The following is a 25887-nucleotide window of genomic DNA, read 5'->3' as shown; positions in this document are numbered from 1 at the left end:
CTCCTCAGGTGAAGCTTTGCGCGAGCGAGCCGATCAGCAGCTGCCAGCCGTCCACGAGCACGAACAGCATGAGCTTGAATGGCAGCGAGATAGTTGCGGGCGAAACCATCATCATGCCCATCGACATGAGCACGCTCGCCACCACCATGTCGATGATCAGAAACGGAATGAAGATCGTGAAGCCGATCTGGAAGCCGGTCTTCAATTCGCTCGTGACGAACGAGGGCACGAGCAGCGTGAGCGGCACGTCCTCGGGGCCCTGCATGGGCGCTGCGTGCGAGATGCGCGCAAACAGCGCGAGGTCGGATTCGCGGGTCTGGCGCAGCATGAAGGTCTTGAAGGGCGCGACGCCGTGCGTCACGGCTTCGTCCATCGGCAGCGTGCCGGCGGCGAATGGCTTGTAGCCGTCGTTGTACGCCTTGTCGAGCACAGGCGACATCACGAACAGCGTGAGAAACAGCGCGAGGCCCACGAGCACCTGGTTGGGCGGCGTGGTGGTCGTGCCGAGCGCCTGGCGCAGCAGCGAGAGCACGATGATGATGCGCGTGAAGCTCGTCATCATCAGCACCATCGCGGGCAGGAACGACAGCATCGTGAGCAGCAGCATGGTCTGCACGCTCAGCGAATACGTGGTGCCGCCGTTCGGGCCCGGGCTCGTGTTGAAGGCGGGCAGGCCTTGCGGCTGCGCCAGGGCCTGTGCGTGCGCGAGGTGCGGCAGCAGCAGCGCTGCGGCGCCCGCACCGAGCACGAGCGCAACGGGCAATGCCGCGCGCGCGAGGCTCACGATCGAGGACGTGTGCGCGCGAGTGCGCGCGCCGGGAAGGGTGCTGCCGTGCATTACTGCGCTCCGCCGTCGTGACGCTTGAAACGTTTGCCTGCTTCGTGTTTCAACGCGTCACGAAAGCGTTGTCCGAAGTTGCCTTGAAGGGCGAGGGGGGCACCGGTGCCGGCAGCGGCCGGCAGTTCGCCCGCGGGCATCGTGTGCAGGAGCCGCACATTGCCGGGCGCGGCGCCCAGCACGAGCCAGATGTCGCCGATCTCGACCACGGCCACGCGCTCCTTGCCGCCGAGCGAGGCGCCGCCCACGGTCTTCACGAGTGCGCTCTTCGGACCATGCTGGAGCCCGAGACGCCGCGCGAGCCATGCGCAGCCGAATACCACGCCGATCACGAGCAGCAGGCCGAACACGGTTTGCAGCACCGCGCCGAAGCCGAGCGAGGGCGCTGCGCTGCCCACGATCACCGCCGATGCGCCCGACGCCGAGCGCGCGGCTTCGTTCACGGCCTGGTTGACGGTCTGCAAGTCGGCGGCTCGCGCGGGCATGGCGGCGAGCCATGCGCATGCGCTTGCCAGCGCGCAGCCGGATGCGGCAAGGCGTTTCATCGATTGAGCTTCCGGATGCGCTCGGAGGGCGTGATGATGTCGGTCAGGCGGATGCCGAACTTGTCGTTCACCACCACCACTTCGCCCTGGGCGATGAGGCAGCCGTTCACGAGCACGTCCATGGGCTCGCCGGCGAGGCCATCGAGCTCCACCACCGAGCCCTGCGCGAGCTGCAGCAGGTTGCGGATGGCGATCTTGGTGCGGCCCAGTTCGACGGTCATCTGGACGGGGATGTCCAGGATCATGTCGATGTCGTTGCGCGTCGCGCCCGAATCGACCTTCGAGAGCGGCTGGAACACGGCGGCGGGCTGCGCGGCCACTTCGTGGCTTTCGTGGCCGTTCTGCTCGGCGAGCGCGGCGGCCCAGTCGTCCATCGAGTCCATTGACTCCATTGCACCGGCCGCATCGGCCGCGGGGGCCGGGTCGCGCACGGGCTCGCTGCCTTGCATGGCGTTCACGTCACTCATATCCACCTTCCTTCATCGTGTCGGCTGCGCTGATCATCTTCTGGACCCGCAACGCGTATTGACCATTGAAAATTCCGTAGCCGCATTCCATCACCGGCACGCCGTCCACCTTGGCGACGATGTGCTCGGGAATGTTGATCGGCAGCACGTCGCCTTTTTTCATGTTCAGGATCTGCTCGAACGTGACCGGCACTTGCGCGAGATCCGCGGTGAGCTCCACTTCGGCGGCCTGCACTTGCTGCGAAAGCACGCGCACCCAGCGGCGGTCCACGTCGAGCACCTCGCCTTGCAGCGGCGAGGAGAGCACGTCGCGGATCGGCTCGATCATCGAGTAGGGCATGCAGATGTGCAGCGTGCCGCCGGTCGAGCCGAACTCGATCGAGAACTGCGTGACGATCACGATTTCGTTGGGCGTCGCGACGTTGGCGAACTGCGTGTGCATTTCCGAGCGCACGTATTCGAACGTGAGCGGGCGCACGCTTTTCCATGCGGTGGTGTAGTGATCGAACACGAGGTTGAGCAGCTTGCTGATGATGCGCTGCTCGGTCTGCGTGAAGTCGCGGCCTTCGACGCGCGTGTGAAAGCGCCCGTCGCCGCCGAACAGGTTGTCCACCACGAAGAACACGAGGTTCGGGTCGAACACGAACAGCGACGTGCCGCGCAGCGGCTTCACGTGCACGAGGTTCAGGTTCGTCGGGATCGGCAGGTTGCGCGTGAATTCGCTGTACTTCTGCACGCGCACGGGGCCCACGGAAATCTCGGCGGTGCGGCGCATGAAGTTGAAAATGCCCACGCGCAGCAGCCGCGCAAAACGCTCGTTGATGATTTCGAGCCCGGGCATGCGCCCGCGCACGATGCGTTCCTGCGTCGCGATGTTGTACGGCCGCACGCCGGGTTTTTCGGTCTGGGCGGCCTCGGTTTCGATCTCGCCGGTGACGCCCTTGAGGAGGGCGTCGACCTCCTCCTGCGACATGAACTCGTCGTGACCCATGCTCATGATGCAAGGCTCCGGATTGGCTGCGCGATATCCGCGATACCCGCGCGGGCGCGCATGGCATGCAGGCGAACGCGCGGGTTCATGTACGTGTCCATGCTGGGCTTACTGCACGACGAATTCGGTGAACAGCACGTCTTCGACGTGACCGGCGGTGCCGCGCGAATCGGACGGCTGGGCGATGAGCGCGGCGAGCTCGGTCGCGAGCGCGCGCTTGCCGTCGAGCGGCGCGAGATCGGCCGGGTGCTTGTTCGAGAGCGCGAGCAGCAGGCGGCTGCGGATCTCGGGCATGTGCGCGACGAGCGCGTCCTGGGTCGCCTGGCTGTCGAGCTTGAGCGTGAGGCCGATGCGCAGGTAGTGCGTCTCGCCGTCGTCGGATTGCAGGTTGACGGTCATCGGCTCGAGCGCGTAGTAGACGGGCACGGCGGGCGGCGGGGGCGCGCTCGCGGCTGCCGGGGCGCTCGCCGCGTGGCGCGACATGAAGAACCAGACGCCGCCGCCCGCCGCGCCGGCGGCAAGCACTGCGATGAGCACGATGAGAAGGATGCGCTTCAGCGGTCCGGGTTGCGCGCCCTGGGGCGCGGCTTGCTGGGTTGCGGTCGTGGTCGCCATGTCGGTCGTGAGCCTGGGTGAGTCGTGATCGTGCTGATCATGCTGTTGTCGGGGCCGGGTGGCGCTTCGTTGCCGATCGCCATGATCGCCATGGCGCGCGCGCATTCATCCCGGCAGCCTGCATTGTTCCGGCTTTTGCGCTGCGGCGATGGGAGGAATAGACGGGGGATTTGCGGCTATCTCGTGGCTTTGTTGCGCGAGCGTGGCCTGGTGGGACGAGGCGTGGGGGTGCCGAGGCGCCGACGCATCGACGCCTCTCTCTGCACCGCTTTTGCTGCTTGCGACTGCGGGAATGTCTCAGGCAAACGTGTCGATCAAGCCCACGCTGCGCTGCGTGACCGTGGCGGCGGCGCTGGTTGCGCCGTCCGCGCCGCCGGCCGCGCCGATGCCCGCCACGCCAGCCGAACCCGACGCACGCGCGCCGCGCGAGCCCGATCCGCTGCCGCCGTCCTGTTGCGCCTGCTGGTTCATCTGGCGCGAGAAGCCGTCACTCACGCTCGCGCTGCCGAGGCCGATGCCGTTCTGCTGCATCTGTTCGCGCAGCTTCGGCAGCGCGGCCTCCACGGCCTCGCGCACCTGCTGATGCTGCGACACGAAGAGCGCGTGCGCATGGTTGTCGGCGACTTGCAGCACGACCTGCAATGGCCCGAGGTCCTTGGGATTGAGCGTGAGCTCCGCCGATTGCTGGTGGGCGTTCGAGAGGAACACCACCTTCTGGTTGAGCGCGTCCTCCCAGCCCGGCGTGCCCACCTGCGGGGCCAGCGTGGCGGAAGCCGCCGCCGCTGCGGCGGGGTTGGCGCTCGCGCTCTGGGCGGCCTGCGCCGCCTGGGCCTGAGCCGCGGCGGCTGCGGCCGCCTGGGTGGCGGCGAGGGCGTCGGTCGCGCTGCTCGATACCACGGGTTGCTGCGCGGACGTTGCCTGCTGCTGCGCCGTTGCGGCCAGCGTGGCATTGGCGTTTTGCGCGGCTGCGTCCTGCGGCGCGGCGGCCACGGACTTGGCGGCGGTGTCGGCGGCGTTTTTGTCGTCGAGGCCGGCGCCCAGGGTTTTGGCCTTCGCCTGCGTGCTCATGTGCGCCGCAAAGCTGCCAGCTATCGTCGAATTGGCCGGGGTCGTGGCGGCGCCCTCGGTTGCGCCCGCAACCTGCGTGTTCAGCCTGGCCGCGCCGCCGCGCAGCGTCGCGAGCGCGGCGTGCAGCGCGTCGCTGACCGATTTCGGGTCGCTGCTGGCGGTACTCGTGCCGTCGCCCGCCGCGCCGCCCGTGATGCTTGCACCGTTCGCGTCGGTGCTCGTGCCCGCGGCTCCGGCGGCCGTCGAGGCGACGCTCGCGAGCGCGGCCTCGGCGGCCTGCGCGGTGGCATCGCCGTTGCTCAGCGCCTGCTGCGCCGTCTGCATGGCCTGTTGGGCTTGCTGCGCCTGAATCTGTGCCGCAGCGGCCTGCGAGCCGGCGGCTTCGGCCTGCTTCTGGCGCACGAGGGCGTTGTCGGCGCGGTGATCGACGCTCGGTGCGTGCGCAGCGCCGTTACCGGCCTGCTGCGCGGGCTGGGACGCTTGCGCGGATGACGTGGGCGGCGCGGATTGAGCAGACTGCGTCGTTGCGCTCGCGCCGCCGTGAGCGGTCGAAGCCGTGGACGCCGCGCCCGCCGAAGCGTGCGCCCCTTGCTGAGGCGAACTGGCCTGGACAACCGGGCGTGGCGCGCCGCCCCGCGCGTTCTGCGCGGCAATGCTTTGCTGGAGCGTTTGCGCGAAGCCCCGGCTCGCGAGGTCGGAAGCGCTCGCGGCGGCGCCATTGCCGGCGCTGCTCGGCGCGCCCGTGGCCGCATCCACGGCGGCGCCGAGCAACGAACTGACTGCGGATAGAAGCGACATGCTGCTTGCTCTCTTGAACGTGATCCGGACGCGCCGGCGTCACTAGTAAATCACCAATAAGTCACTAAACAGGTCACCAATTTCACGAATGCGCGTTGCGCATGCGCAGCGCGCGGGCGGCGTGCTCGTCGGCGTCGCGCTGTTCGCGGCGGGCGTCCTTGCGCGCCTGGACCTCCTCGTGGCGCGATTGCAGCACCTCGTACGAGCCGAGCTTCTGCTTGCTGCGCTGCCAGTCGGGCTTGGCCGCCTCCACGCGCTGCGTGGCCTGCTCGAGCAGGCGGCGCTGCTGGTCGATGGCGGTGTCGAGCGTGTCGATGAACGCCTGGAAGTTGCGCACATTGCCGGCGGCCATGCCCGCGCGCGCCGACTCGGTGAAGCGCGCGTGATACTCGTCGCGGTAATCGATCAGCGACTTCAGCTGCTTTTCGATTTCCACGCGCTCGCGCTGCACGCGCCCGAGCTTTTGCGTTGCGGTGTCGACATCGTCCTGCGCGAGCCCGATGAGTGTTTGCAGTGCGGTCTGCTTCGTCATGTCCTGGCTCCCTGGCCGTTGCCCTGTGCATTGCCTGAAGTGTTGCCAATCAGCGCGCCGAGCATCTCGACGCTTTGTTCGTAGTTCGCGGTTTCGCGAAAGCCCTGCTGAAGAAACGCCTCGATGCGCGGATACAGCGCGATGGCGCGGTCGAGCACGGCGTCGCGCCCGCTCACGTAAGCGCCCACGTTGATGAGATCGCGGTTGCGCTGGTAGCGCGAGAGCATCTGCTTGAATGCGCGCGTGCGGTTCAGATGCGGCTCGTCGATGAGCGCGGTCATCGCGCGGCTGATCGACGCCTCGATGTCGATGGCCGGATAGTGGCCCGCCTCCGCGAGCGTGCGCGAGAGCACGATGTGGCCGTCGAGAATCGCGCGCGCGGAGTCGGCGATCGGGTCCTGCTGGTCGTCGCCTTCGGTGAGCACGGTGTAGAACGCGGTGATCGAGCCGCCGCCTTCGGGGCCGTTGCCGGTGCGCTCGACGAGCGCGGGCAGCTTCGCGAACACCGAAGGCGGATAGCCCTTGGTCGCGGGCGGCTCGCCGATCGCGAGCGCGATCTCGCGCTGCGCCATCGCGTAGCGCGTGAGCGAATCCATCAGCAGCAGCACGTGCTTGCCCTGGTCGCGGAAGTATTCGGCGAGCGTGGTCGTGTACGCGGCGGCCTGCATGCGCAGGAGCGGCGAGACGTCGGCGGGCGCGGCCACCACGACCGAGCGCGCGAGGCCGTCCTCGCCGAGAATCTGCTCGATGAATTCCTTCACTTCGCGGCCGCGCTCGCCAATCAGGCCGATCACGATCACTTCCGCGCTGGTGGCGCGCGCCATGGTGCCGAGCAGCACCGACTTGCCGACGCCCGAGCCGGCAAAGAGGCCCATGCGCTGGCCGCGCCCGACCGTGAGCAGCGCGTTGATCGCGCGCACGCCCACGTCGAGCACCTTGTGGATCGGCTCGCGGTTCAGCGGGTTGATGACGGGCGCGGTGAGCGGCGCATCGGCTTCGGCATTCAATGCGCCCAGGCCGTCGAGCGGGCGGCCCGAGGCGTCGAGCACGCGCCCGAGCAGCCCCCAGCCCACCGGCAGGCGCTTGGCCCCCGACATCGGGTCGGCAATCGGCGCGCTCTCGAGCGGCCAGACGCGCGCGCCGGGCAACAGGCCCGCCACTTCCGTGGTGGGCATGAGAAAGAGCTTGTCGCCCGCGAAGCCCACCACCTCGGCCTCGGCCATCGGCAGCGAACTGCCCGGCGGCAGTTCGATCATGACTTCGGCGCCCACGGCGAGGCGCAGCCCCACGGCTTCGAGCACGAGGCCCGCCGCGCGCGTGAGGCGGCCGCAGCCGCGCAGCGGCAAGGCCAGTGCGTTGCGCGCGCGCACGCTCGCGAGATGGGCGTTCCAGGCGGCCAGGTGGAGGTTGGCCGGGTCGTAGCTGGGCGGCGGGGTGCAGGCCGCGCGCTGGTCGGCGGCTGGTTCACGCGGGCCGCTTTGGCTCGCCGATGGATTGTCGTGGCCGGCATCGGCGCCGTTCCACGCTGGGCTGGAGGCATCGGCTGCATTGTCTGCATCGGCAGCATTGGTCGCGTTGGCGATGGCTGCCTCGACGGCGTCGAGCGTCGCGGCCGCTTGAGCGGCTGCATCGGCGCCATGCTGGCTTGCTTGCGCGCCGTCGTCCACCAGCACGCCGCGCACTTGCGCCGGGTCATGCGCGCCGGGCCCGAACGATGCGAGCGCAAGCTCCTGCTCGAGCGGCGTGAGGCCGCCCGTGTGGATCGTCTGGTGCGGGCTGGGATTCATCGTGCTCACCACGGCCGCGCCTTGCCGAGCGCCAGCGCCACACGCTCCCAGCGCGTGCCGATGGCCGCATCCGCTTCGCCGCTCGCCGCCTGCGCGCGGCAGCCGCCGCGCTCGAGCGCGGCATCGGTGCGCACGGACCAGCCGCGCGCCTGCAGTTCTTCCATCAGATACGCCTCCACCACCGGCAGATCGGCGGGACTCACCACGAGTTGCGGCGAGCCCGTGAGCTGCGGCTCGTGCGCGAGCACCTCGCGCGCCGCGGCGACGAGCGCGGTCGGGTCGTGCTGCACGTGCTGGCGCACCACCTGCTGCGCGATGTCGAGCGCGAGCTCGACGAGCGTGTCGGCCACGCCCGCTTCGGCCGTTTGCAGCGCCTCGGCAAAGCGTTGCGCGAGCTGCGCCAGTTGCCGCGCCTGGACGCGCGCTTCTTCGCGCCCCTGCTCGAAGCCCTGCTTGTGGCCCTGTTCGTAGCCGGCCTGATAGCCGAGCGCCTGGCCCGCCACGTGACCCGACTTCAGGCCTTCCTGATGGGCGTTCTCGCGAATGCGCAGCAATTGCGCCTCGAAAGCGGCGGTTTCGTCGGGCGTGGGCGGCGGCGGAGGCGGGGGCGGCGGGTCGAACGACGCCATCTCCCAGCGCTGGTACGCCGAGGGCGCGCGCCGCTGCTGCCGCGTGCCCGTTTGCGTTTGCGTTGCTTCGTCAGACATACGCGTCTTCCGCCTTTCCGCCGATCACGATCTGACCGCTTTCGGCAAGGTTGCGAACGATCTGAAGGATACGCCGTTGCTGTGCTTCGACCTCCGAAACACGTACAGGGCCGCGCGCGTCGAGGTCCTCGGCGAGCAGTTCGGCGGCGCGCTGCGACATGTTCGAGAGGAACTTGGTGCGCAGCGCGGGCGGCGCGCCCTTGAGCGAGATGATGAGCGACTCCGACTCCACTTCCTTGAGCAGCAACTGGATCGCGCGGTCTTCGAGATCGAGCAGGTTCTCGAAAACAAACATCTGGTCGATGATCTTCTGGGCCAGCTCGGCGTCGTACTGGCGCACGTTTTCGATCACGCCTTCCTCGTGCTGGCTCGTCATGAAGTTGAGGATCTCGGCGGCCGTGCGGATGCCGCCCATCGGGCTGCGCTTCAGGTTGTCGCTGCCCGAGAGCAGGCCCGTGAGCACGTCGTCGAGCTCGCGCAGCGCCTGCGGCTGGATACCGTCGAGCGTCGCGATGCGCAGCAGCACGTCGTTGCGCAGGCGCTCGCTGAAGCACGAGGCGATCTCCGAGGCCTGGTCGCGGTCCAGATGCACGAGGATCGTGGCGATGATCTGCGGATGCTCGTTCTTGATGAGCTCGGCGACCGACCCCGAATCCATCCACTTGAGACCTTCGATGCCGCTCGTGTCGCCGCCTTGCAGGATGCGGTCGATCACGGCGCCGGCCTTGTCCTCGCCGAGCGCCTTGGTGAGCACGCTGCGGATGTAGTCGTTCGAGTCGAGCGAAAGCGCGCTGTGCTGCTCGGCTTCCTTCACGAACTCCTGCAGCACGGCGTCGATCTCTTCGCGCTTGACGTTCTTGAGCGCGGCCATGGCGGCGCCGATCTTCTGCACCTCGCGCGGGCCGAGGAACTTGAAGACCTGCGCGGCCTCTTCCTCGCCGATCGACATGAGCAGCAGTGCGCTCTTGGTGGCTCCTTCAGCGTTCATCGTTCACCCAGTTCTTGACCACGGTTGCGACGATCTTCGGATCCTGGCGCGCAATGCTGCGCGCGAATTCGAGGTTGCGTTCGAACTTGTGCTTGTCGTTTTCGAGCGCGAGCAGGGCGGGATCCGCTTCGGCGTCTGCCGCGCCTTCGAGCTTGTCCGCGCTGGGCAGGCCGTCGAGCAGCATCGGCTCGTCCATGCCCGCGAGCGCGGGCAGGGCGGCGGCCGGCGCGGGCGGCGGGAAGGCCCGGCGCAGCGCCGGCTTGACCATCACGAAGTAGAGGAACAGCGCCACCACGCCGATGCCAAGCCAGGTCGCGACTTGCTTCGCGAGCGCGAGCATGTCGGGCTGGCGCCACCACGGCAGGTTCGCGTTCGGATCGACTTCGGTCTGGAAGGCGGTGTTCACCACGTTCACCGAGTCGCCGCGCTTCGCGTCGTAGCCCATCGAGTCCTTCACGAGCTGCTCGACCTGAGCGAGCTTTTGCGCGTCGAGCGGCTGCAGCGTGGCGTGCCCCTTCGCGTCCACCTTCTGCTGATAGTTCACAACCACCGCCACCGAGAGCCGCTTGATGCTGCCCGGCGCCTGGCTGAAGTGGCGCACGGTCTTGTCGAGCTCGTAGTTCGTGGTGGTGTCGCGATGATCCGAGACCGGCGTGGCGCTGGGCGCGCCGTTCGCACCCGCCGCGGGTGCGGTGATGGGCGCGGAAGCGGGCTGCGGCGGCGTGTTCGAGAGCGCGCCCGGCACGCCGCCGGCGCTCGACTGCTGCGAATCGGTGGCGATGCTCTGCTGCTGGCTGCGGATCGCGGCTTGCTGCGGGCTGCCGTTGGGCGCGTAGTTTTCCGAAGTCTGCTCGAGCTTCGAGAAGTCGAGGTCGGCGCTCACCTGCGAGCGCGCATTGCCGGCGCCGAAGAGGGGCGCGAGGATCGCGTCGATGCGCGCCTGGGTGTCGTGCTCGACCTGGCGCACGTACTTGAGCTGCGAGGCGTCGAGGCCGGCGCTCGCGGCGCTCTGCGTGAGCAGGTTGCCGTCCTGGTCGGCCACGGTCACATTGCGCACCGGCAGATCGGGCACGGCCGAGGCGACCATGTGCGTGATGGCGGCCACCTGGCCTTCATCGAGCACGCGGCCGGGGTACAGGTTGACGAGCACCGAGGCCGTGGGCGCTTCGCGCTCGCGCACGAACACCGAGGGCTTCGGAATCGCCAGATGCACGCGCGCGGACTTCACGCTCTGGATCGATTGAATCGTTTGCTCGAGCTCGCCTTCGAGGGCGCGCTGGTAGTTCACCTGCTCGGCGAACTGGCTGATGCCGAACTTCTGGTTGTCCATCAGCTCGAAGCCCACCGAGCCGCTCTTGGGCAGGCCCTGCTGGGCGAGACGCAGGCGCATTTCGCCCACCTGCTCGGACGGCACGAGAATCGCGCCGCCGCCTTCCGAGAGCTTGTACGGCACGTTGGCGGCTTGCAGCGCCGTAATGATCGCGCCGCCGTCGCGGTCCGAGAGATTGCTGTAGAGCACCTTGTAGTCGGGCGCGCGCGACCACAGGATCAGGCCCGCGACCACGGCGACGAGCACCGCCACCGCCACGATGAGCGGCGCGCGCGGGTTGCCGCGCACATTGCGCAGCGAAGAAAGCGAACCGAGGCGCTGCGCCAGGCCGCCGCCCAGGTCCTCCCCGAGCCCGCCTGCCGCGCCCGCCGCGCCGGCCGCGGCCACGCCCGGAGCGGCGCCGCTGGTGGCGAGGCCCACCCGGGCATCGGGGTTGATCAACGAGTTGGCAGACGAATCCATGCGACGGGTTTCTCCGGGAGGCTGGCTGTTCCCGCTTGCGCGGCATGCGCGCGGCGGAAACTTTCACGACAGCGATTATCCGCACCCGCCGGCAAGCCGATTGCGCGAATAGAGCCGGGTTTTCCCCCTAGTTTCGAGGCTGCCGGAAATGGCGAATTGCTATGCTCCTTCCCAGATTCGGCGCGCTGTATGCCATCCGCGTACAACTCGCAGGTGAGCTGCACGTCACCTGCATGGGCGCCGGATTCGCCGGGCGGCGGCATCCGCCCTCGCACGATCCCTCTTTATTCGTGGAGCAAACATGACCGTGCCAGTCAACCCACTCACGTCGGCCCTTGCGCAGATGCAGTCCATGGCCGCCCAGGCGGCAAGCGATACTAGCGCCGCCGACGTCGGCTCGGGCGCGGCCACCGCGGGCGGCTTCGCCGCGGCGCTCAAGTCGTCCATCGACAAGATCAGCGCCGATCAGCAAAAGGCCGTGGGCGAGTCCCAGGCGTTCGAGCTCGGGGCCGGCAACGTTTCGCTCAACGACGTCATGGTCGACATGCAGAAGGCCAATGTCGGCTTCCAGTTCGGCCTGCAGGTGCGCAACAAGCTCGTTGCGGCCTACACGGACATCATGCAGATCCAGGTCTAGCGGCCAGCCAGGGGTGAGTGACTGGCCGCCGGTGTCGCGCCTGCGTACTTTCAAAGACATTAAAGCTTCTCCCGCGCCGTTCCGATAACACGGCTATACCCGGCACGCGCCACGCAAGGCAAAGGGCCGGATGCACCGTATCCATAGCCGAACGTTCGAAGGAGAAGCGCCGATGTTTTCCCCTGCACAGTCTGGAGCCAACGCTTATGCACGCGTGGGTGTCGAAACAGGGGTCATGGGCGCGAGTCCGCACAAGCTGATCGCGCTCCTGTACGAAGGCGCGCGCAAGGCGATTGCGCAAGCCCGCATGCATCTGCAAATGGGCAATGTGGGCCCGCGCGGCGAGGCGATTGGCAAGGCCATCCGGATTGTCGAAAGCGGGCTTCAGCTGGCGTTGAACGTCGAGGCGGGCGGAGAAGTCGCGCAGCGCCTGAACGCACTTTACGGTTACATGACGCGACGCCTGCTCGAAGCGAACATTCAACAGAGCGAATCCATGCTGGTCGAAGTCGACGGCCTGCTGGCGACGCTCGAGGAAGCCTGGTTGGGGATTGCGCCGGAAGTGGAGCGGATGGCGAGAGAGTCGTCCGCGCCCGTGCCCGGTTCATTGACGAGATGAATTCGAAAGCAGACTACTTTGCCCGCTACGAGGCGATTGCGGCGGTCTCGGAGCAGATGCTCCATGCCGCGCGCGGCGCAAGCTGGAACGAGCTGATCAGCCTTCAGGAGGAGTACCGGCGCCTGGTGGACGCGCTCAGGAACGCCGATTTCGGCATCCGGCTCACCGCCGCCGAGCGCACGCGCAAGTACGAACTGATCCGGCAGATCCTCGCCGATGACGCCGCGATCCGCGACCTTGCGAGCCCGTGCATGGCGCGCCTGGCGGCGCTCTTTCAGGGCACCGCGCAGCCGTCGCGGGTGTTGCAGGAGCTGTACGGCGCGCCCTAGGGCCGGGTCGCGCGAGGCCTCCGATGCCGTCGGGGCGCCTGTGCGCGGCGAACCAAAGCCGATTGGCGCGAAGCAGCACGCACGGCACAAGCACGAGCCGACACGCTCGCGCACGAATATTGACAGCGCCGCGTCGCCGCATGGGACGCGCGGCGCACAACCTGGCCCGTGCGGGCCACGCTCCGCATGAACGGAATCGATACGAGCGCTGCGGCGCTGCTCGCGAGCCGCATAGGCGCACTGGGCGCGGCGGGCTCCCAGGGCAGCGCGGGCGCCGCGCAGGCAGGCGTTTCCGCGCTCACCGGCGGCGCGGCCGCGCTGGCCGATCCGCGCAACGCCGGCTCGCCGCAGGCATCGGCGCAAACGGTGCTTTCCGCCGTCGCGCTCGCGCTTGACGCGATCATCCGCTCGGGCGGCGAGGCCACGCCCGCCGTGGTCGGGCGTGCGCCGATCTGGGCCGATCCGGCGGCTGCCGGCCAGGCGATGGCGGCAGACACTGGCTCGCTGCCGCTGCCGGGCCTCGCGAATCCCACTGCCCAGACGGGGGCCACGGACCCGGCACAAGCCCAAGTCCAGGCGCTGGAGGCCGCGCTGCTTGCCGACCTGGAGGCCTCGACGGCTGAGGCGGCGCAGGCTGGACTGCCAGGCAGCGCGCAAGACGCCGAAGGTGCTGCCGGTGCGAGTAGTGCTGCGGCTGCGAATGCAGCTGAAAGTGGCGGCATGAGCGCCGGCACGGGCGGCGCCCAAGGCGCCGCGCCGTCCTCGCCGCCGCAGGGCGCACAAGGCACGCAGGGCGCGCAAGCGGCCCAGCGCGCCGCACCCGCCATGCAATCCGGCCCGGTTGCCGCGCTGGCGGCCACGCTTGCGCAGACGGTGGCGTCGAGCGGGCTCTTCTACGAATCGCATCTCGCCCAATGGCTGCGCGGCCAGCGCACGCCCGGAGAGCTCGCCGATGAACCGCAGAACCGCCTGACCGGCGGCAGCGCGCAGTTGCCGCTCGAGTTTGCGGTCGACCGGAATCTCGCCGCCGACGACATCGCCGACGTGCTGTGGACCGATCTGCCCAGCGCCACCCAGCAAGGCGCGCGGGCGGGCAGCACGGCCAACGCCGGGGGGACAGCGGCCTCAAGCGCGCGCGGCGAAGCCAATGCCGCTGGGCTCGCCGAGGAAGGGGAGCGCGCCGGCGGCAGCACGGTAGCCGCGCTCGCCGATGCGCTGCTGCCCGCCGCCCGCACGCTCGCCGGGGCCGGCGCGGGAGTGGGCGTGCACGGCGCGTTGCTGCCGCTCGTGCGTCAACAACTCGACTTGCTCGCGACCGGGGAATTTCGCTGGACCGGCGAGGCATGGCCGGGCGTGCGGCTCGACTGGAGCATCCAGCCGGACGACGACGAGCGCCACGCCCGGCAAGATCCGCGCGCGGGGCGCGCTGCCGACGAAGACGAAACGCCATGGCGCACGCGTCTCACGCTGGCACTGCCGGCGCTGGGCACCGTCGACGCGGAGCTTGCGCTCACGGGCTCGACGCTCGCGGTGCGCGTGCAGGCGAGCCCGGGCGGCGCGCAGCGCCTCAGCGCGCACAGCGAGGCGCTGCGCGGGCGGCTCGAAGCGCTGGGGCTCGCGCTCGCGGGGCTGTCGATCCGCGAGATCGGCGGCATGAACGGCATGGGTGGCGCAGCAGGCGTGGACGGCATGTGGGCCGCCGGTGCGTATGCGCGTGCCGCTGAGGCCACGCATGCGGCATCGCCGGCGCACGCGGCCGATGCGCCGCACGCCACGGACTCGACAGATTGGGAGCTCGGATGAGCCGCACGCATCGCAGAAGCGCCGCCGCACTCGCCTACGACGACCCGGTCGCGCGTGACGGCGCGCCGCGCGTGGTCGCGAAAGGCTACGGGCTCGTGGCCGAGATGATCGTACAGCGCGCGAAGGAAGCGGGACTCTACGTGCACGAAGCGCCGGAGATGGTCTCGCTGCTGATGCAGGTGGATCTGGATTCGCAGATCCCGCCGCAGCTTTATCAGGCCGTGGCGGAACTGCTTGCGTGGCTGCATGGGCTCGAGGCGGCGGAAAGCGAGGCGCAACACGCTGCGCAAACGGAACAGGCGGCACAAGCGACCCAAGCGACCCAAGCGACCCAAGCGACCCAAGCGACCCAAGCGGCGACCCAGACGGCGTCGCGATCGCGGCTGCCGGACGCCAAGTCGCTCGCGGGCAACCCGTTGCGCCTGCCCGCGCTGCCGCGCTAGCGGTGTTTGCGGCATGCGCCCCGCCAGGACTTCAAGCTAGAACTTCAACATCGCCTTGATCAGCAACCCAAACCGCTTGCCGTAAGGCGGCGCGATTAGCCGCCGCGCGTTCAGCCGCGCCTGCGTGAACACGGGCTTCATCTGCGAGAACGTGGCGAAGCCCTCGTAGCCGTGATACGCGCCCATGCCGCTCGGGCCGACGCCGCCGAACGGCAGCCCCTCGGCCGCGATATGCATGAGCGTCTCATTCACCGACATGCCGCCCGCCACGGTCTCGCGCGTCACGCGCTCGACGGTGCGCACATCGTCGGCGTAGAGGTAGAGCGCGAGCGGCCGCGGGCGCGCATTCACGTAGTGGATCGCTGCGTCGAGCGAGTCGTAAGGCACGAGCGGCAACAGCGGCCCGAAGATCTCCTCCTGCATCAGCTGCGTGTGCTCGCCCGCGCCCGTCACGATCACGGGCGCGAAACGCCGCGTGGCGGCGTCGCGCGGACCGAGTTCATGCAGTTGCGCGCCTTCGGCGCGCGCTTCGTCGGCGAGGCGTTCGAGCCGCTCGTAGTGGCGCGCCGAGATGATCGACGTGTAGTCGCGGTTGTTCGCGAAGTCGGGGTAGAGCTCGCCAAAGCGCGTGCGTGCCCGGGCGATGAAGGCGTCCTCGCTGCCGCGCGGCAGCAGCACGTAGTCGGGCGCGATGCAGGTTTGCCCCGCGTTCAGCGTCTTGCCGAGCAGCAGGCTGTCGACGGCATAGTCGAAGCGCGCGTGCTCGCCGATCAGCACGGGCGACTTGCCGCCCAGCTCCAGCGTGACCGGCGTGAGGTTCGCGGCGGCCGCGCGCATCACTTCGTGGCCCACGCGCGTCGAGCCCGTGAACAGCAAGTGGTCGAACGGCAGCGACGTGAACGCCGCGCCCACGGCGGCGTCGCCGTTCACGACCGCCACATGGTCGCGCGCAAAGGTCTGGCTCATCAGCTCTTCGAACAGCGCCGAGGTGCGCGGCGTAAGCTCCGGCATCTTGATCATCGCGCGGTTGCCCGCCGCGAGCGCGCACACGAGCGGGCTCGCGCCGAGCAGCAGCGGATAGTTCCACGGCACGACGATGCCCGCCACCCCGAGCGGCTGCGGCACCACGCGTGCGCGGCCCGGCGCGAGCCATTTGCCGACGCTGCGGCGCTGCGGGCGCATCCAGCGCGCACCGTGCTTGAGCGCGGCGTCGATTTCCTGCTTGAGCACCATGAACTCGGCCAGCGCGACCTCGGCTTTCGAGCGCTGGCCGAAGTCCGTGTTCATCGCCTCGGCCAGCGCGTCCTGGTGGGCGAACAGCACGTCGCGCAGCGCCCGCAGGTTGCGCGCACGCTCGCTCCACGCCGGAAACGGCGCGCGCAGATACGCCGCGCGCTGCGCGGCGAGCAAGGCATGCAGCGATTCACGCGGATTGTCGCCCGCGGAACCCGGCGTGCCGCGGCTGAGCTCGCCACCGCTGTCGTTGCCGTCGTGACGCGCGAGTGCTGCGGGCAAATCCTGTTTCATGGTCGGTCCTGGTGGAAGGGCACTGCGGCCTTTCATGGTAGTCGCGCGCGTGCTGCCTGCACGCTCCGACGATTAGAGGAAAGGTTCTGACATAAAAGCTGACCCAATCCGACAACGCTTCCTACAATGCGCGAAAAAGCGAAATCGAACGAGCGTGCATCGAGCGTGCTTTCTGCGCGTTTTGCATGCCACGCCGCATCCAGGGAGGAGGCATGCAATACGACTACGTCATCGTAGGCGGCGGCTCGGGCGGCGCAGCGCTGGCCGGGCGGCTGGCGGCGCATTGTCCCGAGGCGAGCATCGCGCTCGTCGAAGCGGGGCCGCACACGGCGCGCAACCCGTTCGTCAACATGCCGATGGGCGTTGCGGCGCTGGTGCCGCGGCGCTCGAAGAACAACTACGCCTACGAGACCGTGCCCCAGCCGGGTCTGGCGGGCCGTCGCGGCTATCAGCCGCGCGGACGCGGCTTCGGCGGCTCCAGCGCCATCAACGCGATGATCTACACGCGCGGCCATCCGCTCGATTACGACGAATGGGCCCAGTTGGGCTGCGCGGGGTGGGCGTGGGACGACGTGCTGCCGTACTTCCTGCGCGCCGAGGACAATGCGCGCGGCGCGAGCGCCTGGCACGGCGCGGGCGGCCCGCTCGCGGTGTCCGATCTGCGCGAGCGCAATCCGGTGGCGGAGCGCTTCGTGCAGGCTGCGCGCGAGGCCGGCTTTCCCGCCAACGACGACTTCAACGGCGCCCAGCAGGAGGGCGTGGGCTTCTACCAGGTGACGCAGCGCGGCGGCGAGCGCTGCACGGTGGCGCGCGCCTATTTGTATGACACACAGGGCAGGCACCCGAATCTCCATCTGATCGCCGATGCCATCGCGCTGCGCGTCAGGTTCGATGGCACGCGCGCAAGCGGCGTCGAAGTGGCGCGCGGCGCACGCACCGAAACGCTCGAAGCGCGCGCCGAGGTGATTCTCGCGGCGGGCGCGTTCAATTCGCCGCAGCTGCTGATGTGTTCGGGCATCGGCCCGGGAGAGCCACTGCGCGCGCAGGGCATCGCGGTGCGCCACGACGCGCCCGAGGTGGGCCGCAACCTGATCGACCATATCGACTTCACGTTCAACAAGCGCGTGCATTCGAGCGAGACCGTGGGTTATTCGCTGCGCGGCCTCGCACGAATGGTGCCCGGGCTCGTGCGCTACTCGCGCGGGCGGCGCGGCATGTTCACGACCAACGTGGCGGAGGCGGGCGGCTTCCTGAAGAGCCGCCCGGAGCTCGAGCGGCCCGATTTGCAACTGCACTTTTGCACCGCGCTCGTCGACGACCATAGCCGCCGCCTGCACTGGGGCCACGGCTACTCGCTGCATGTGTGCGTGCTGCGCCCGGTGAGCCGCGGCACGGTCACGCTCGCGAGCGCCGATGCGCGCGTCGCGCCCGTGATCGATCCGCGCTTTTTCTCCGATGCGCGCGATCTCGATCTGCTGGTGCAAGGCGCGCGTCTCGCGCGGCGCATTCTCGACGCGCCCGCGCTCGCGCAAATGGGCGGCCGCGAGCTTTATACGCATGCGCATCAGAGCGACGCCGAACTGCGTGCGGCCATCGCGGCGCACGCCGACACGATCTATCACCCCGTCGCCACCTGCCGCATGGGCGGCGACGCGCGCTCGGTCGTCGATGCGCAGTTGCGCGTGCGCGGCGTGACGCATTTGCGCATCGCCGACGCCTCGATCATGCCGACGCTGATCGGCGGCAACACCAACGCGCCGACGGTGATGATCGGCGAGCGCGCCGCCGATTTCATCGCCGCGAGCCGGCGCGCCGACACGACAACGCACAGCCCAACCGTCATCGCCTGACTGCTGGCTTCCGGCTCTCCTGCACGTTTGCGAGCGGGTACGCGGCTCATCGGAACGAGGCGCAATGCGCCTCGTTTCGGCCTCGCCTTGACGAAGCCCCGCGCAATCGAAAGGTTTTCGTCAAAGAGTGTGCGGGGCACGGGTTCGCCCCATTTTCGAGATTTCGGACTCCCTATAATCGCCCCCGACTTGGGCGTGTCAGCTGGCGCGTCCGCGAACTGGAGAACCCGCCTCGATGAGCATCAACGTCTTTCAACTGCTGGAAACGGTTCTGAGCGACGATGTCGTGCGCACACTCGCTGGCCGCTTCGGCCTCGCGCCCGATCTCACGCGCAAGGTTGCGAGCGCCGCCGCTCCGGCCATCGTCGCCGCGATCATGCAGCGCGGCAGCACGGCCGAAGGCGCGCGCGGCCTCTTTTCCACCATCATGTCGCCGGACGTCAACGCGCAGATCGGCAAGCAACTGCCCGACCTGCTCGCGAGCACCTCGGGCGTGAGCCTGCTCGAAACCGCGGGCCGCGAGCTGATCCAGAAGGCCGCGGGCGTCAATGTCGGCGCGCTCGCCGACGCCGTGGCCGTGCAAACCGGCGCGGCGCAGTCGACGGTCTTCTCGCTGACCGGCGTGGTCGGCGCGGCGATCATGGGCATTCTGAAGCATCACTTCACGGCCTCGCAGGGCGTGGTCGGACAATTGCCCACGCTGCTCGGCCATCAACTCTCGTCGGTCAACGCGAGCCTCACCGACCGTCTCGCGCAAGCCGTGGGCCTCGGCTCGGCGGCGGCCTTCGCGGATTCGATCATCGCGCGTCTGAAAGACGTTTCGGCGCACCTGAGCCATCCGGAGCCGGTCGTGCGGCCGGTTCCGGCTGCCGTGCCGCCGCAGACGGTCGTGCACCCCGAGCCGCAGGCCAAGCCCGGCGCGCGCGGACATTCGTGGCTGTGGTGGCTGTTGGCCGCGATCGCCGTGATCATCGCGTTCTTCGCGCTGCGCTCGTGCCAGCGCGACAACGCCGAGGACACCACCCAGACCGGAGCGACCCAGGCCGCTTCGGACGTCGCGCCGGCGGCGGAAGCCGCATCGGACGCGAGCGCCGCTGTCGTGACGGGTGCGGCTTCGCAGGCATCGGATGCCGCCGCGGCCGCTGCCGGGGCAACTTCGTCGGCGAGCGAGGCCGCCCCTGCGCCCACGCAGGATTCGCACCTCTCGTTCACGGTCGACAAGGCCGGCGTGCCGACCATCACCGCGACCGTGGGCACGCAGGAAGAGAAAACCCAGCTCATCGACGCGCTCACGAAGCAGCTCGGCGAAGGCAAGTTCAACGCCAACGTGACCGTCGATGCCGCAACGAAGCCTGCCGCGTGGCTTGCGCATCTCGACGGCCTGCTGCCGCTGTTCGCGCTGCCCGGCGCCGAAGTGAAGATCGACGGCTCGCACGTCGAGCTGAGCGGCGCGGCGGCGGACGCCAAACTGGGCTGGCTCGACAAGCTCAAGGCGCTGTTCGGCACCGGCTTCGACATCGGCGTGTTCAACGTGCAGAAGGCCGTGGCCGACGCCACGCAGTCATTCCGCGACGCGGTGAAGGGGCTGTTCGGTCCGGATGCCTCGTGTGCTTCGGCCGACGTCGTGAAGGTGCTCAACCTGCAAGTGGTGAACTTCGCAACCGGCAGCACGATCATCCCGGCAACGGCTGGCGAGGATCTGCGCCAGTCGGCCAAGGTGCTCAACGCATGCGCGAAGGAAGGCAAGCCGGTCAAGCTCGAAGTGGCGGGCTATTCGGATAACGTCGGCGACAAGGCGGGCAATCTCGCGCTCTCCAAACGGCGCGCGCAGGCCGTGCGCACCTGGCTGGTCGCGCAAGGCGTGAATGCCTCGACGCTCACGGCCGAGGGTTACGGCGAGGCCCATCCCATCGACAGCAACGACACCGAGAGCGGACGTTTTCGCAACCGCCGCATCGAGTTCGTGGCACAGCAGTAGGCGGTAAGGCGTAAGCAGCACGCAGTAAGCGCAAAGCGCGTTACGCGGCGCGCAGTGCGGGGAGACCACCCATAAGAAAACGCGTAAAGAGCCATCCGGCGCGAGCCGGATGGCTCTTTTTCACGGGCGTGCCTCGTCGGCGGGTTTTTCCAGGCCGGGCGGACGCACGAAGTCGTCGAGGAACGTCGATGGCTTGCCGTATTCCTCGCGCGCAACGCCCAGCCACGCGCGCGCGGCATGCGAAAGATAGCCGTTGCGCTTCCAGCCGATGGCCATGTCCCATGCGATCTGCGGGTCGGTGACGGGCAGGCAGGTGAAGCGCGCCGCGTCGAGGCGGCGCACATAAGGCGCAGGCAGCAGCGCGATGCCCACGCCGGCGAGCACGAGCGCCGCCATCAGGTCCCAGTGGCCGCTGCGGCCCACGATTTGCGGCGTGAAGCCCGCCGTGCGGCAGGCGGCGAGCACGACATCGTTCAGCGCGAGGCTCTCGCCGTAGAACACGAACGGCTCGCGGGCGAGGTCGGCGAGCGGCACGCCCGGCGCGCCGTCCCAGCGCGAGCCGCGCGGCGCGACCAGCCACAGGAGTTCGTGCGACATCGGCAGCACGTCGATCTGGTCGGGGTCGACCGGCAGCAGCACACCCCCCAGTTCGAGCTCCCCCGAGATGAGCGCGGCCTCGATTGCGCGCGAGCCTTGTTCGAACAGCTTGAGTTCGATCTTCGGATAACGCTGGCGGAACGCGGCAATGGCGGGCGTGAACAGCGACCCGCCCATCGGCGGAATGCCGATGGTGAGTTCGCCGCGCCCGAGCGTGCCCAGATCGGCGAGTTCGGCTTGCAGGCGCGCTTGCGCGGCGAGCACGTCCTGGCCGCGCTGATAGACGATGCGTCCGGCGTCGGTGAGCACCATCTGGCGCGCGTCGCGCAGCAGCAGCGGGGTGCCGGTCTCGTCCTCCAGCGTCTTCACCATCTTGCTGATGGTGGGCTGGGTCACGTGCAATTGTTCGGCGGCGATCGTGAAGCTCTGCTGCCGCACGACTTCGATGAAATAACGAAGCGCGCGCAATTCCATGGTCTTGCCTCCTCATGTCTGCCGGTGCACGTCAGCGTATCGCATTCCATTATGGAATGTATTCAATAATGTTAAGTCATTTTATTTATGCGGTTGAGAGTCATATACTGACTTCCATTGCACTGTCACTTAGGGTTTGCCATGATCGCACCGAACACTTCTGCACGGACCGCGCCGACGGGCGGACTCGTACGTACCGGCCGGATTGCTGCGCAGGCGGCGCTGCTCTGCGGGGTCTGGGTCGCCGCCGATGCGCTCGTGCGCGCGGCGCACTTGCCCGTGCCGGGCGGGGTGGTGGGTCTGGTGCTGCTGCTCGCGCTGCTCTTTTGCGGCGGCGTGACGCCGCGCTGGGTGAAGGCGGGCGCGGACTGGCTGCTCTCGGACATGCTGCTGTTCTTCATCCCCGCCGCCGTGGCGGCGGTGCAATACGGCGGCCTCTTTCGCGCCGACGGCTGGCGCCTCGCGCTCGTGGTGATCGGCGGCACGCTGATGGTGATGGTGGCCGTGGCTTTCGCGGTGGAACAGGCCGCGCGGCTGGAGCGCCGCCTCGCGCTGCGCCGCGTGCATCACGCGCGCCAGACCCGGCACGCGGCCTGAGCGTCCGCACAGGCGTCTGCATGAGCGTCTTGATGTCCCACCAGCAAGGATGACCCCGTCATGACCCAGTTCTACACATCCCTGTTCGCCGACGATGCCTCGCGGCTGATCGCCGCCGGCTGCTTCATCGTCACGGTCGTGCTCTATTTCGCCTCGAAGGCGCTGTACGCGCGCTTTCGCACGCCGTGGCTCACGCCGGTCGTCGCGGTGCCGGCCGTGCTCGCGGCGATCGTGCTGCTGCTCCATATTCCGTATCCGGTCTACTTCCAGGACACGCGCTGGCTCATGTGGCTGCTCGGCCCGGCCACCGTGGCGTTCGCCGTGCCGATCCACGAATACCGCGCTCTGCTCAAGCGTCACTGGATCTCGCTGGCCGTGGGCGTGACGGTGGGCATCGCAGTGGGCGTGGGCGGCTCGCTCGCGCTCGCCAAGCTGCTGCACCTGTCGCCCGAATTGCAGCGCAGCCTGATGACGCGCTCGGTTTCCACGCCGTTCGCGCTCGCGGTCTCCGACAAGATTCACGCGCCGCGCGACCTCACCGCGCTCTTCGTGATCGCAACCGGCGTGTGCGGGATGTTGTTCGGCGAACTGGTGCTCGGCCTCGTGCCGCTGCGCACGCGGCTCGCGCGCGGCGCACTGTTCGGCGCGGCGGCGCACGGCGTGGGCACCGCGAAGGCGCGCGAACTGGGCAGCGAGGAAGGCGTGGTGTCGAGCCTTACGATGATGATCGCGGGCGTGGTGATGGTGCTGCTCGCGCCGGCGCTCGGCTTCCTGCCGGTTTAGGCGCGCCGCCTTTTCCCCGGTGCAGGGGGGAGAGGGACCTGGGCGGACCGCGGCGTGGCGGCCGCCCAGCATTCGCGATTTCGCGACCCGCCTATGATCCGGGGTATTGCCGTAAATTGCTGCGAATCGCCGCGGATCATGCGGCTCATTGCCGCCTAAAGCCGATAGCCTAAAGCCGCCGCCGCCCATGTCCCCGATTTCGATCATCATCCCGTGCTTCGACGGCGCCGCCACGCTGGCGCGCGCGCTCGAGAGCTGCCGCGAGCAACCGGAGGCCACTCATATTTTCGTCGTCGACGACGGCTCGACCGACGCTTCCGCCTCCATCGCCCGCGCGCATGCCCTGCGCGACCCGCGCGTGCACCTACTGCAGACGGCGAGCAACGGCGGCGCGGCGCGTGCGCGCAACTGGGCGGCGCTGCACACGGCCACGCCGCTCCTCGCGTTTCTCGACGCCGACGACGAATACCTGCCCGGCGCGCTCGCCGCCGCCCATGCGCATCTGGAGCAGCATCCGCGCGAAGCGGCGATCCGGCTCGACATCGACTATGTGGGCTTTCCCGCGCGGCTGACGACCCATCCGGACTTCGAGAAGTACGCGGACGTGCTCAGCAACACGGTGCCGAGCAGCCTCGTGATCCGCCGCAGCGCCTTTCTCGCGCTGGGCGGCTTCCCGATGGACGAGTTCTTCCGCCGGCACGGCGGCGAAGACGGCGCGTTCTCGTGGGCGCTTCGCGAGATTTTCGGGCAGCGCCGCTTCACGGGCCACAAGCAGGTGCGCATGCATTACCACGACGGCATTCATGCGGAGCGCTTCCTGAACATCCAGATGGGCTTCGCCCAGGCGGCCCCGGCCGCGACAGCCGAAACGGTGCGCTGCTCGCAGGCCTTTCTCGACGCGGCGCTCGCGAGCGTCCGGCAGATGCGCGCACTGGATCTCGCCCACTCCGCTGGCTGAATCCGCTGATTCCACGCGCGGCGTGCTGGGGTGCTAAACGCCTGGTCACGCGCGAGCCATCCAATTGGCCGTCTCGTTTTGCTACAATCACGCCTCGCCTTCGAGGAGCGTTGCGACGGATTTTCTGTGATCCGCCAGGCTCGAAGGTGCTCAATCCGGTTGGCTCCTCGAGGAGCAATCGCACTGAAAACGGCGCTCACGTCTTTAATTTCTAGTCACTTTTAGAAAGGAGGGCGTGATGAACGCCGCAGTTCCGCACAATCAAGCCAACGATTTCGTCGTCGCCGATATGGCGCTTGCCGGCTGGGGCCGCAAGGAACTCGACATCGCCGAAACCGAAATGCCCGGTCTCGTGCAAATCCGCGAAGAGTACAAGGCGCAGCAGCCGCTCAAGGGCGCGCGCATCGCCGGTTCGCTGCACATGACGATCCAGACCGGCGTGCTGATCGAGACCCTGAAGGCGCTCGGCGCCGAAGTGCGCTGGGCCTCGTGCAACATCTTCTCGACCCAGGACCACGCCGCCGCCGCCATCGCCAACGGCGGCACGCCCGTGTTCGCGTTCAAGGGCGAATCGCTCGACGAATACTGGGAGTTCTCGCACCGCATTTTCGAATGGCCGAACGGCGAGTTCGCCAACATGATCCTCGACGACGGCGGCGACGCCACGCTGCTGCTGATCCTCGGCTCCAAGGCTGAAAAGGACCGCTCGGTCATCGCCAAGCCCACCAATGAAGAGGAAGTGGCGCTCTACAAGTCGATCGCCGCGCACCTCGACATCGACCCGACGTGGTACTCGAAGCGCCTTTCGCAGATCAAGGGCGTGACCGAAGAAACCACGACCGGCGTGCACCGCCTGTACCAGATGGAGAAGGAAGGCCGTCTGCCGTTCCCGGCGATCAACGTGAACGACTCGGTCACCAAGTCGAAGTTCGACAACCTGTACGGCTGCCGCGAGTCGCTCGTGGATGGCATCAAGCGCGCCACCGACGTGATGATCGCGGGCAAGATCGCGGTCGTGGCCGGCTACGGCGACGTGGGCAAGGGCTGCGCGCAATCGCTGCGCGGCCTGGGCGCCACGGTGTGGGTCACGGAAATCGATCCGATCTGCGCACTGCAGGCGGCGATGGAAGGCTACCGCGTCGTGACGATGGAATACGCCGCCGACAAGGCCGACATCTTCGTGACGGCCACCGGCAACTACCATGTGATCGGCCATGACCACATGAAGGCGATGCGCCACAACGCGATCGTCTGCAATATCGGTCACTTCGACTCGGAAATCGATGTCGCTTCCACGCGCCAGTACCAGTGGGACAACATCAAGCCGCAGGTCGACCACATCATCTTCCCGGACGGCAAGCGCGTGATCCTGCTGGCCGAAGGCCGCCTCGTGAACCTCGGCTGCGCCACGGGCCACCCGTCGTTCGTGATGTCGAACTCGTTCACGAACCAGACGCTCGCGCAGATCGAACTGTTCACGCAGGGCGAGAAGTACGAGAACAAGGTTTATGTGCTGCCCAAGCACCTCGACGAAAAGGTCGCGCGCCTGCACCTCGCGCGCATCGGCGCGAACCTCTCCGTGCTGTCCGACGATCAGGCCGCGTATATCGGTGTCGACAAGAACGGTCCGTTCAAGCCGAACCACTATCGTTACTAAGCGATACAAAGCGGGTTGTGGCTTTAAGCCCGCTTTAAGCGCCCCGATCGAAGCTGTGTCAACGCCCGTGCGCCATGCCACGGGCGGCACACATCACAACGACGCAAAAGGAGTTCCCATGACCGTGCTGCTGACCTGGGTGATCAACGCGCTCGCGCTCCTGATCATCACCTGGCTCGTTCCGTCGATCCACGTGCGCAGCTTCGGCACCGCGCTGATCATCGCGCTCGTGCTCGGCCTCATCAACGCTATCCTGCGTCCGGTGCTCATCATCCTCACGCTGCCCGTGACCGTCCTCACGCTCGGCCTGTTCATTCTCGTGGTGAATGCGCTGTGCTTCTGGCTCGCGGCGTCGCTGCTCAAGGGCTTCGAGGTGTCGGGCTTCTGGTCGGCGTTCTTCGGCTCGATCCTCTACAGCATCGTCTCCTGGCTGCTCTCGGCGCTGATTTTCGGCAACCGCAGCCTCGGCTGATGCATGCACGGGCCGCAGCCTCGCGCTGCGGCTCG

The 25887-nt window shown here is 68.3% G+C and carries 24 protein-coding genes, 1 pseudogene and 1 riboswitch; of the genes and pseudogenes, 12 read left to right on the top strand and 13 right to left on the bottom strand.

Features of this window, described 5'->3' with window-relative positions; translation table 11 throughout:
- Positions 1-4 precede the first annotated feature (4 nt).
- The 11 genes from fliP to fliF form a co-directional block, all read right to left on the bottom strand.
- The gene (gene fliP / locus P5W99_RS14405) at positions 5-838 is read right to left on the bottom strand and encodes a flagellar type III secretion system pore protein FliP (protein WP_421025005.1); all 834 of its coding nucleotides are present in this window, start codon (positions 836-838) and stop codon (positions 5-7) included.
- Positions 838-1383, bottom strand: coding sequence for a flagellar biosynthetic protein FliO (gene fliO, locus P5W99_RS14400; RefSeq protein ID WP_421025004.1), 546 nt, complete (start codon positions 1381-1383; stop codon positions 838-840). The genes fliP and fliO overlap by 1 nt, the downstream gene beginning before the upstream one ends.
- The gene (gene fliN, locus P5W99_RS14395; protein WP_421025003.1) at positions 1380-1850 is read right to left on the bottom strand and encodes a flagellar motor switch protein FliN; all 471 of its coding nucleotides are present in this window, start codon (positions 1848-1850) and stop codon (positions 1380-1382) included. The genes fliO and fliN overlap by 4 nt, the downstream gene beginning before the upstream one ends.
- Positions 1843-2841 (bottom strand): flagellar motor switch protein FliM, encoded by a 999-nt coding sequence (fliM, locus tag P5W99_RS14390; RefSeq protein WP_129563413.1) that lies wholly within the window; start codon positions 2839-2841, stop codon positions 1843-1845. Before fliM ends, fliN begins: the two co-directional genes overlap by 8 nt.
- Positions 2842-2949: 108 nt before the next feature.
- Entirely contained in the window at positions 2950-3456 is a 507-nt protein-coding gene (fliL, locus tag P5W99_RS14385; protein WP_421025002.1) for a flagellar basal body-associated protein FliL, read from the bottom strand.
- 297 nt (positions 3457-3753) lie between these two features.
- Positions 3754-5322, bottom strand: a complete 1569-nt coding sequence (locus tag P5W99_RS14380; RefSeq protein WP_421025001.1) for a flagellar hook-length control protein FliK — start codon at positions 5320-5322, stop codon at positions 3754-3756.
- An 82-nt stretch (positions 5323-5404) separates the two neighbouring features.
- Positions 5405-5854 carry a flagellar export protein FliJ gene (gene fliJ, locus P5W99_RS14375; protein WP_421025000.1) on the bottom strand — a complete coding sequence of 150 codons (450 nt, stop codon included), beginning with the start codon at positions 5852-5854 and terminating at the stop codon, positions 5405-5407.
- Entirely contained in the window at positions 5851-7641 is a 1791-nt protein-coding gene (gene fliI / locus P5W99_RS14370; protein ID WP_421025287.1) for a flagellar protein export ATPase FliI, read from the bottom strand. Before fliI ends, fliJ begins: the two co-directional genes overlap by 4 nt.
- A gap of 5 nt (positions 7642-7646) precedes the next feature.
- Complete coding sequence (gene fliH / locus P5W99_RS14365) at positions 7647-8348, bottom strand: flagellar assembly protein FliH (protein ID WP_421024999.1); 702 nt, start codon at positions 8346-8348, stop codon at positions 7647-7649.
- Positions 8341-9336, bottom strand: coding sequence for a flagellar motor switch protein FliG (gene fliG, locus P5W99_RS14360; protein WP_421024998.1), 996 nt, complete (start codon positions 9334-9336; stop codon positions 8341-8343). Before fliG ends, fliH begins: the two co-directional genes overlap by 8 nt.
- Positions 9326-11128 (bottom strand): flagellar basal-body MS-ring/collar protein FliF, encoded by a 1803-nt coding sequence (gene fliF, locus P5W99_RS14355; RefSeq protein WP_421024997.1) that lies wholly within the window; start codon positions 11126-11128, stop codon positions 9326-9328. Before fliF ends, fliG begins: the two co-directional genes overlap by 11 nt.
- Positions 11129-11429: 301 nt before the next feature.
- On the opposite strand from fliF, the gene fliE reads away from it, so the two are divergent.
- The 5 genes and pseudogenes from fliE to P5W99_RS14330 form a co-directional block, all read left to right on the top strand.
- Positions 11430-11765, top strand: coding sequence for a flagellar hook-basal body complex protein FliE (fliE, locus tag P5W99_RS14350; RefSeq protein ID WP_035532191.1), 336 nt, complete (start codon positions 11430-11432; stop codon positions 11763-11765).
- Positions 11766-11937: 172 nt separating this feature from the next.
- Positions 11938-12384 carry a flagellar export chaperone FliS gene (gene fliS, locus P5W99_RS14345; RefSeq protein ID WP_421024996.1) on the top strand — a complete coding sequence of 149 codons (447 nt, stop codon included), beginning with the start codon at positions 11938-11940 and terminating at the stop codon, positions 12382-12384.
- Positions 12381-12713, top strand: a complete 333-nt coding sequence (locus tag P5W99_RS14340) for a flagellar protein FliT (RefSeq protein WP_421024995.1) — start codon at positions 12381-12383, stop codon at positions 12711-12713. Before fliS ends, P5W99_RS14340 begins: the two co-directional genes overlap by 4 nt.
- Positions 12714-12899: 186 nt before the next feature.
- On the top strand, positions 12900-14516 hold the full coding sequence (locus P5W99_RS14335; RefSeq protein ID WP_421024994.1) for a flagellar hook-length control protein FliK: 1617 nt from the start codon (positions 12900-12902) through the stop codon (positions 14514-14516).
- Positions 14513-14800, top strand: a pseudogene (locus tag P5W99_RS14330) (EscU/YscU/HrcU family type III secretion system export apparatus switch protein); the annotation flags it as partial. The gene P5W99_RS14335 and the pseudogene P5W99_RS14330, both read left to right, overlap by 4 nt.
- A gap of 195 nt (positions 14801-14995) precedes the next feature.
- On the opposite strand, the gene P5W99_RS14325 reads toward P5W99_RS14330, so the two are convergent.
- The gene (locus P5W99_RS14325) at positions 14996-16486 is read right to left on the bottom strand and encodes a coniferyl aldehyde dehydrogenase (RefSeq protein ID WP_421024992.1); all 1491 of its coding nucleotides are present in this window, start codon (positions 16484-16486) and stop codon (positions 14996-14998) included.
- A gap of 212 nt (positions 16487-16698) precedes the next feature.
- Between P5W99_RS14325 and P5W99_RS14320 the strand changes: the two genes are divergently transcribed.
- On the top strand, positions 16699-18336 hold the full coding sequence (locus P5W99_RS14320; RefSeq protein WP_421024991.1) for a GMC family oxidoreductase: 1638 nt from the start codon (positions 16699-16701) through the stop codon (positions 18334-18336).
- A gap of 235 nt (positions 18337-18571) precedes the next feature.
- Positions 18572-20314: an OmpA family protein gene (locus tag P5W99_RS14315; protein WP_421024990.1), complete on the top strand. Its 1743-nt coding sequence runs from the start codon at positions 18572-18574 to the stop codon at positions 20312-20314.
- Between the two features lie 120 nt (positions 20315-20434).
- Here the strand turns inward: P5W99_RS14315 and P5W99_RS14310 are convergent, their stop codons facing one another.
- On the bottom strand, positions 20435-21385 hold the full coding sequence (locus P5W99_RS14310; protein WP_421024989.1) for a LysR family transcriptional regulator: 951 nt from the start codon (positions 21383-21385) through the stop codon (positions 20435-20437).
- A gap of 141 nt (positions 21386-21526) precedes the next feature.
- Between P5W99_RS14310 and P5W99_RS14305 the strand changes: the two genes are divergently transcribed.
- The 5 genes from P5W99_RS14305 (at position 21527) to P5W99_RS14285 (ending at position 25852) form a co-directional block, all read left to right on the top strand.
- Positions 21527-21982 (top strand): CidA/LrgA family protein, encoded by a 456-nt coding sequence (locus tag P5W99_RS14305; protein WP_434661232.1) that lies wholly within the window; start codon positions 21527-21529, stop codon positions 21980-21982.
- Between the two features lie 60 nt (positions 21983-22042).
- Entirely contained in the window at positions 22043-22765 is a 723-nt protein-coding gene (locus tag P5W99_RS14300; RefSeq protein ID WP_421024987.1) for an LrgB family protein, read from the top strand.
- Between the two features lie 187 nt (positions 22766-22952).
- Positions 22953-23723 carry a glycosyltransferase family 2 protein gene (locus P5W99_RS14295; protein WP_421024986.1) on the top strand — a complete coding sequence of 257 codons (771 nt, stop codon included), beginning with the start codon at positions 22953-22955 and terminating at the stop codon, positions 23721-23723.
- Between the two features lie 96 nt (positions 23724-23819).
- Positions 23820-23928, top strand: a riboswitch (S-adenosyl-L-homocysteine riboswitch).
- A gap of 33 nt (positions 23929-23961) precedes the next feature.
- Entirely contained in the window at positions 23962-25380 is a 1419-nt protein-coding gene (ahcY, locus tag P5W99_RS14290; protein ID WP_421024985.1) for an adenosylhomocysteinase, read from the top strand.
- A 118-nt stretch (positions 25381-25498) separates the two neighbouring features.
- Positions 25499-25852 (top strand): phage holin family protein, encoded by a 354-nt coding sequence (locus tag P5W99_RS14285; RefSeq protein WP_421024984.1) that lies wholly within the window; start codon positions 25499-25501, stop codon positions 25850-25852.
- Positions 25853-25887: the final 35 nt, after the last annotated feature.

This window comes from Paraburkholderia sp. A3BS-1L, from assembly GCF_051125215.1.
Taxonomy (GTDB): Bacteria; Pseudomonadota; Gammaproteobacteria; order Burkholderiales; family Burkholderiaceae; genus Paraburkholderia.
This window is presented reverse-complemented; position numbering and strand designations above follow the sequence as displayed.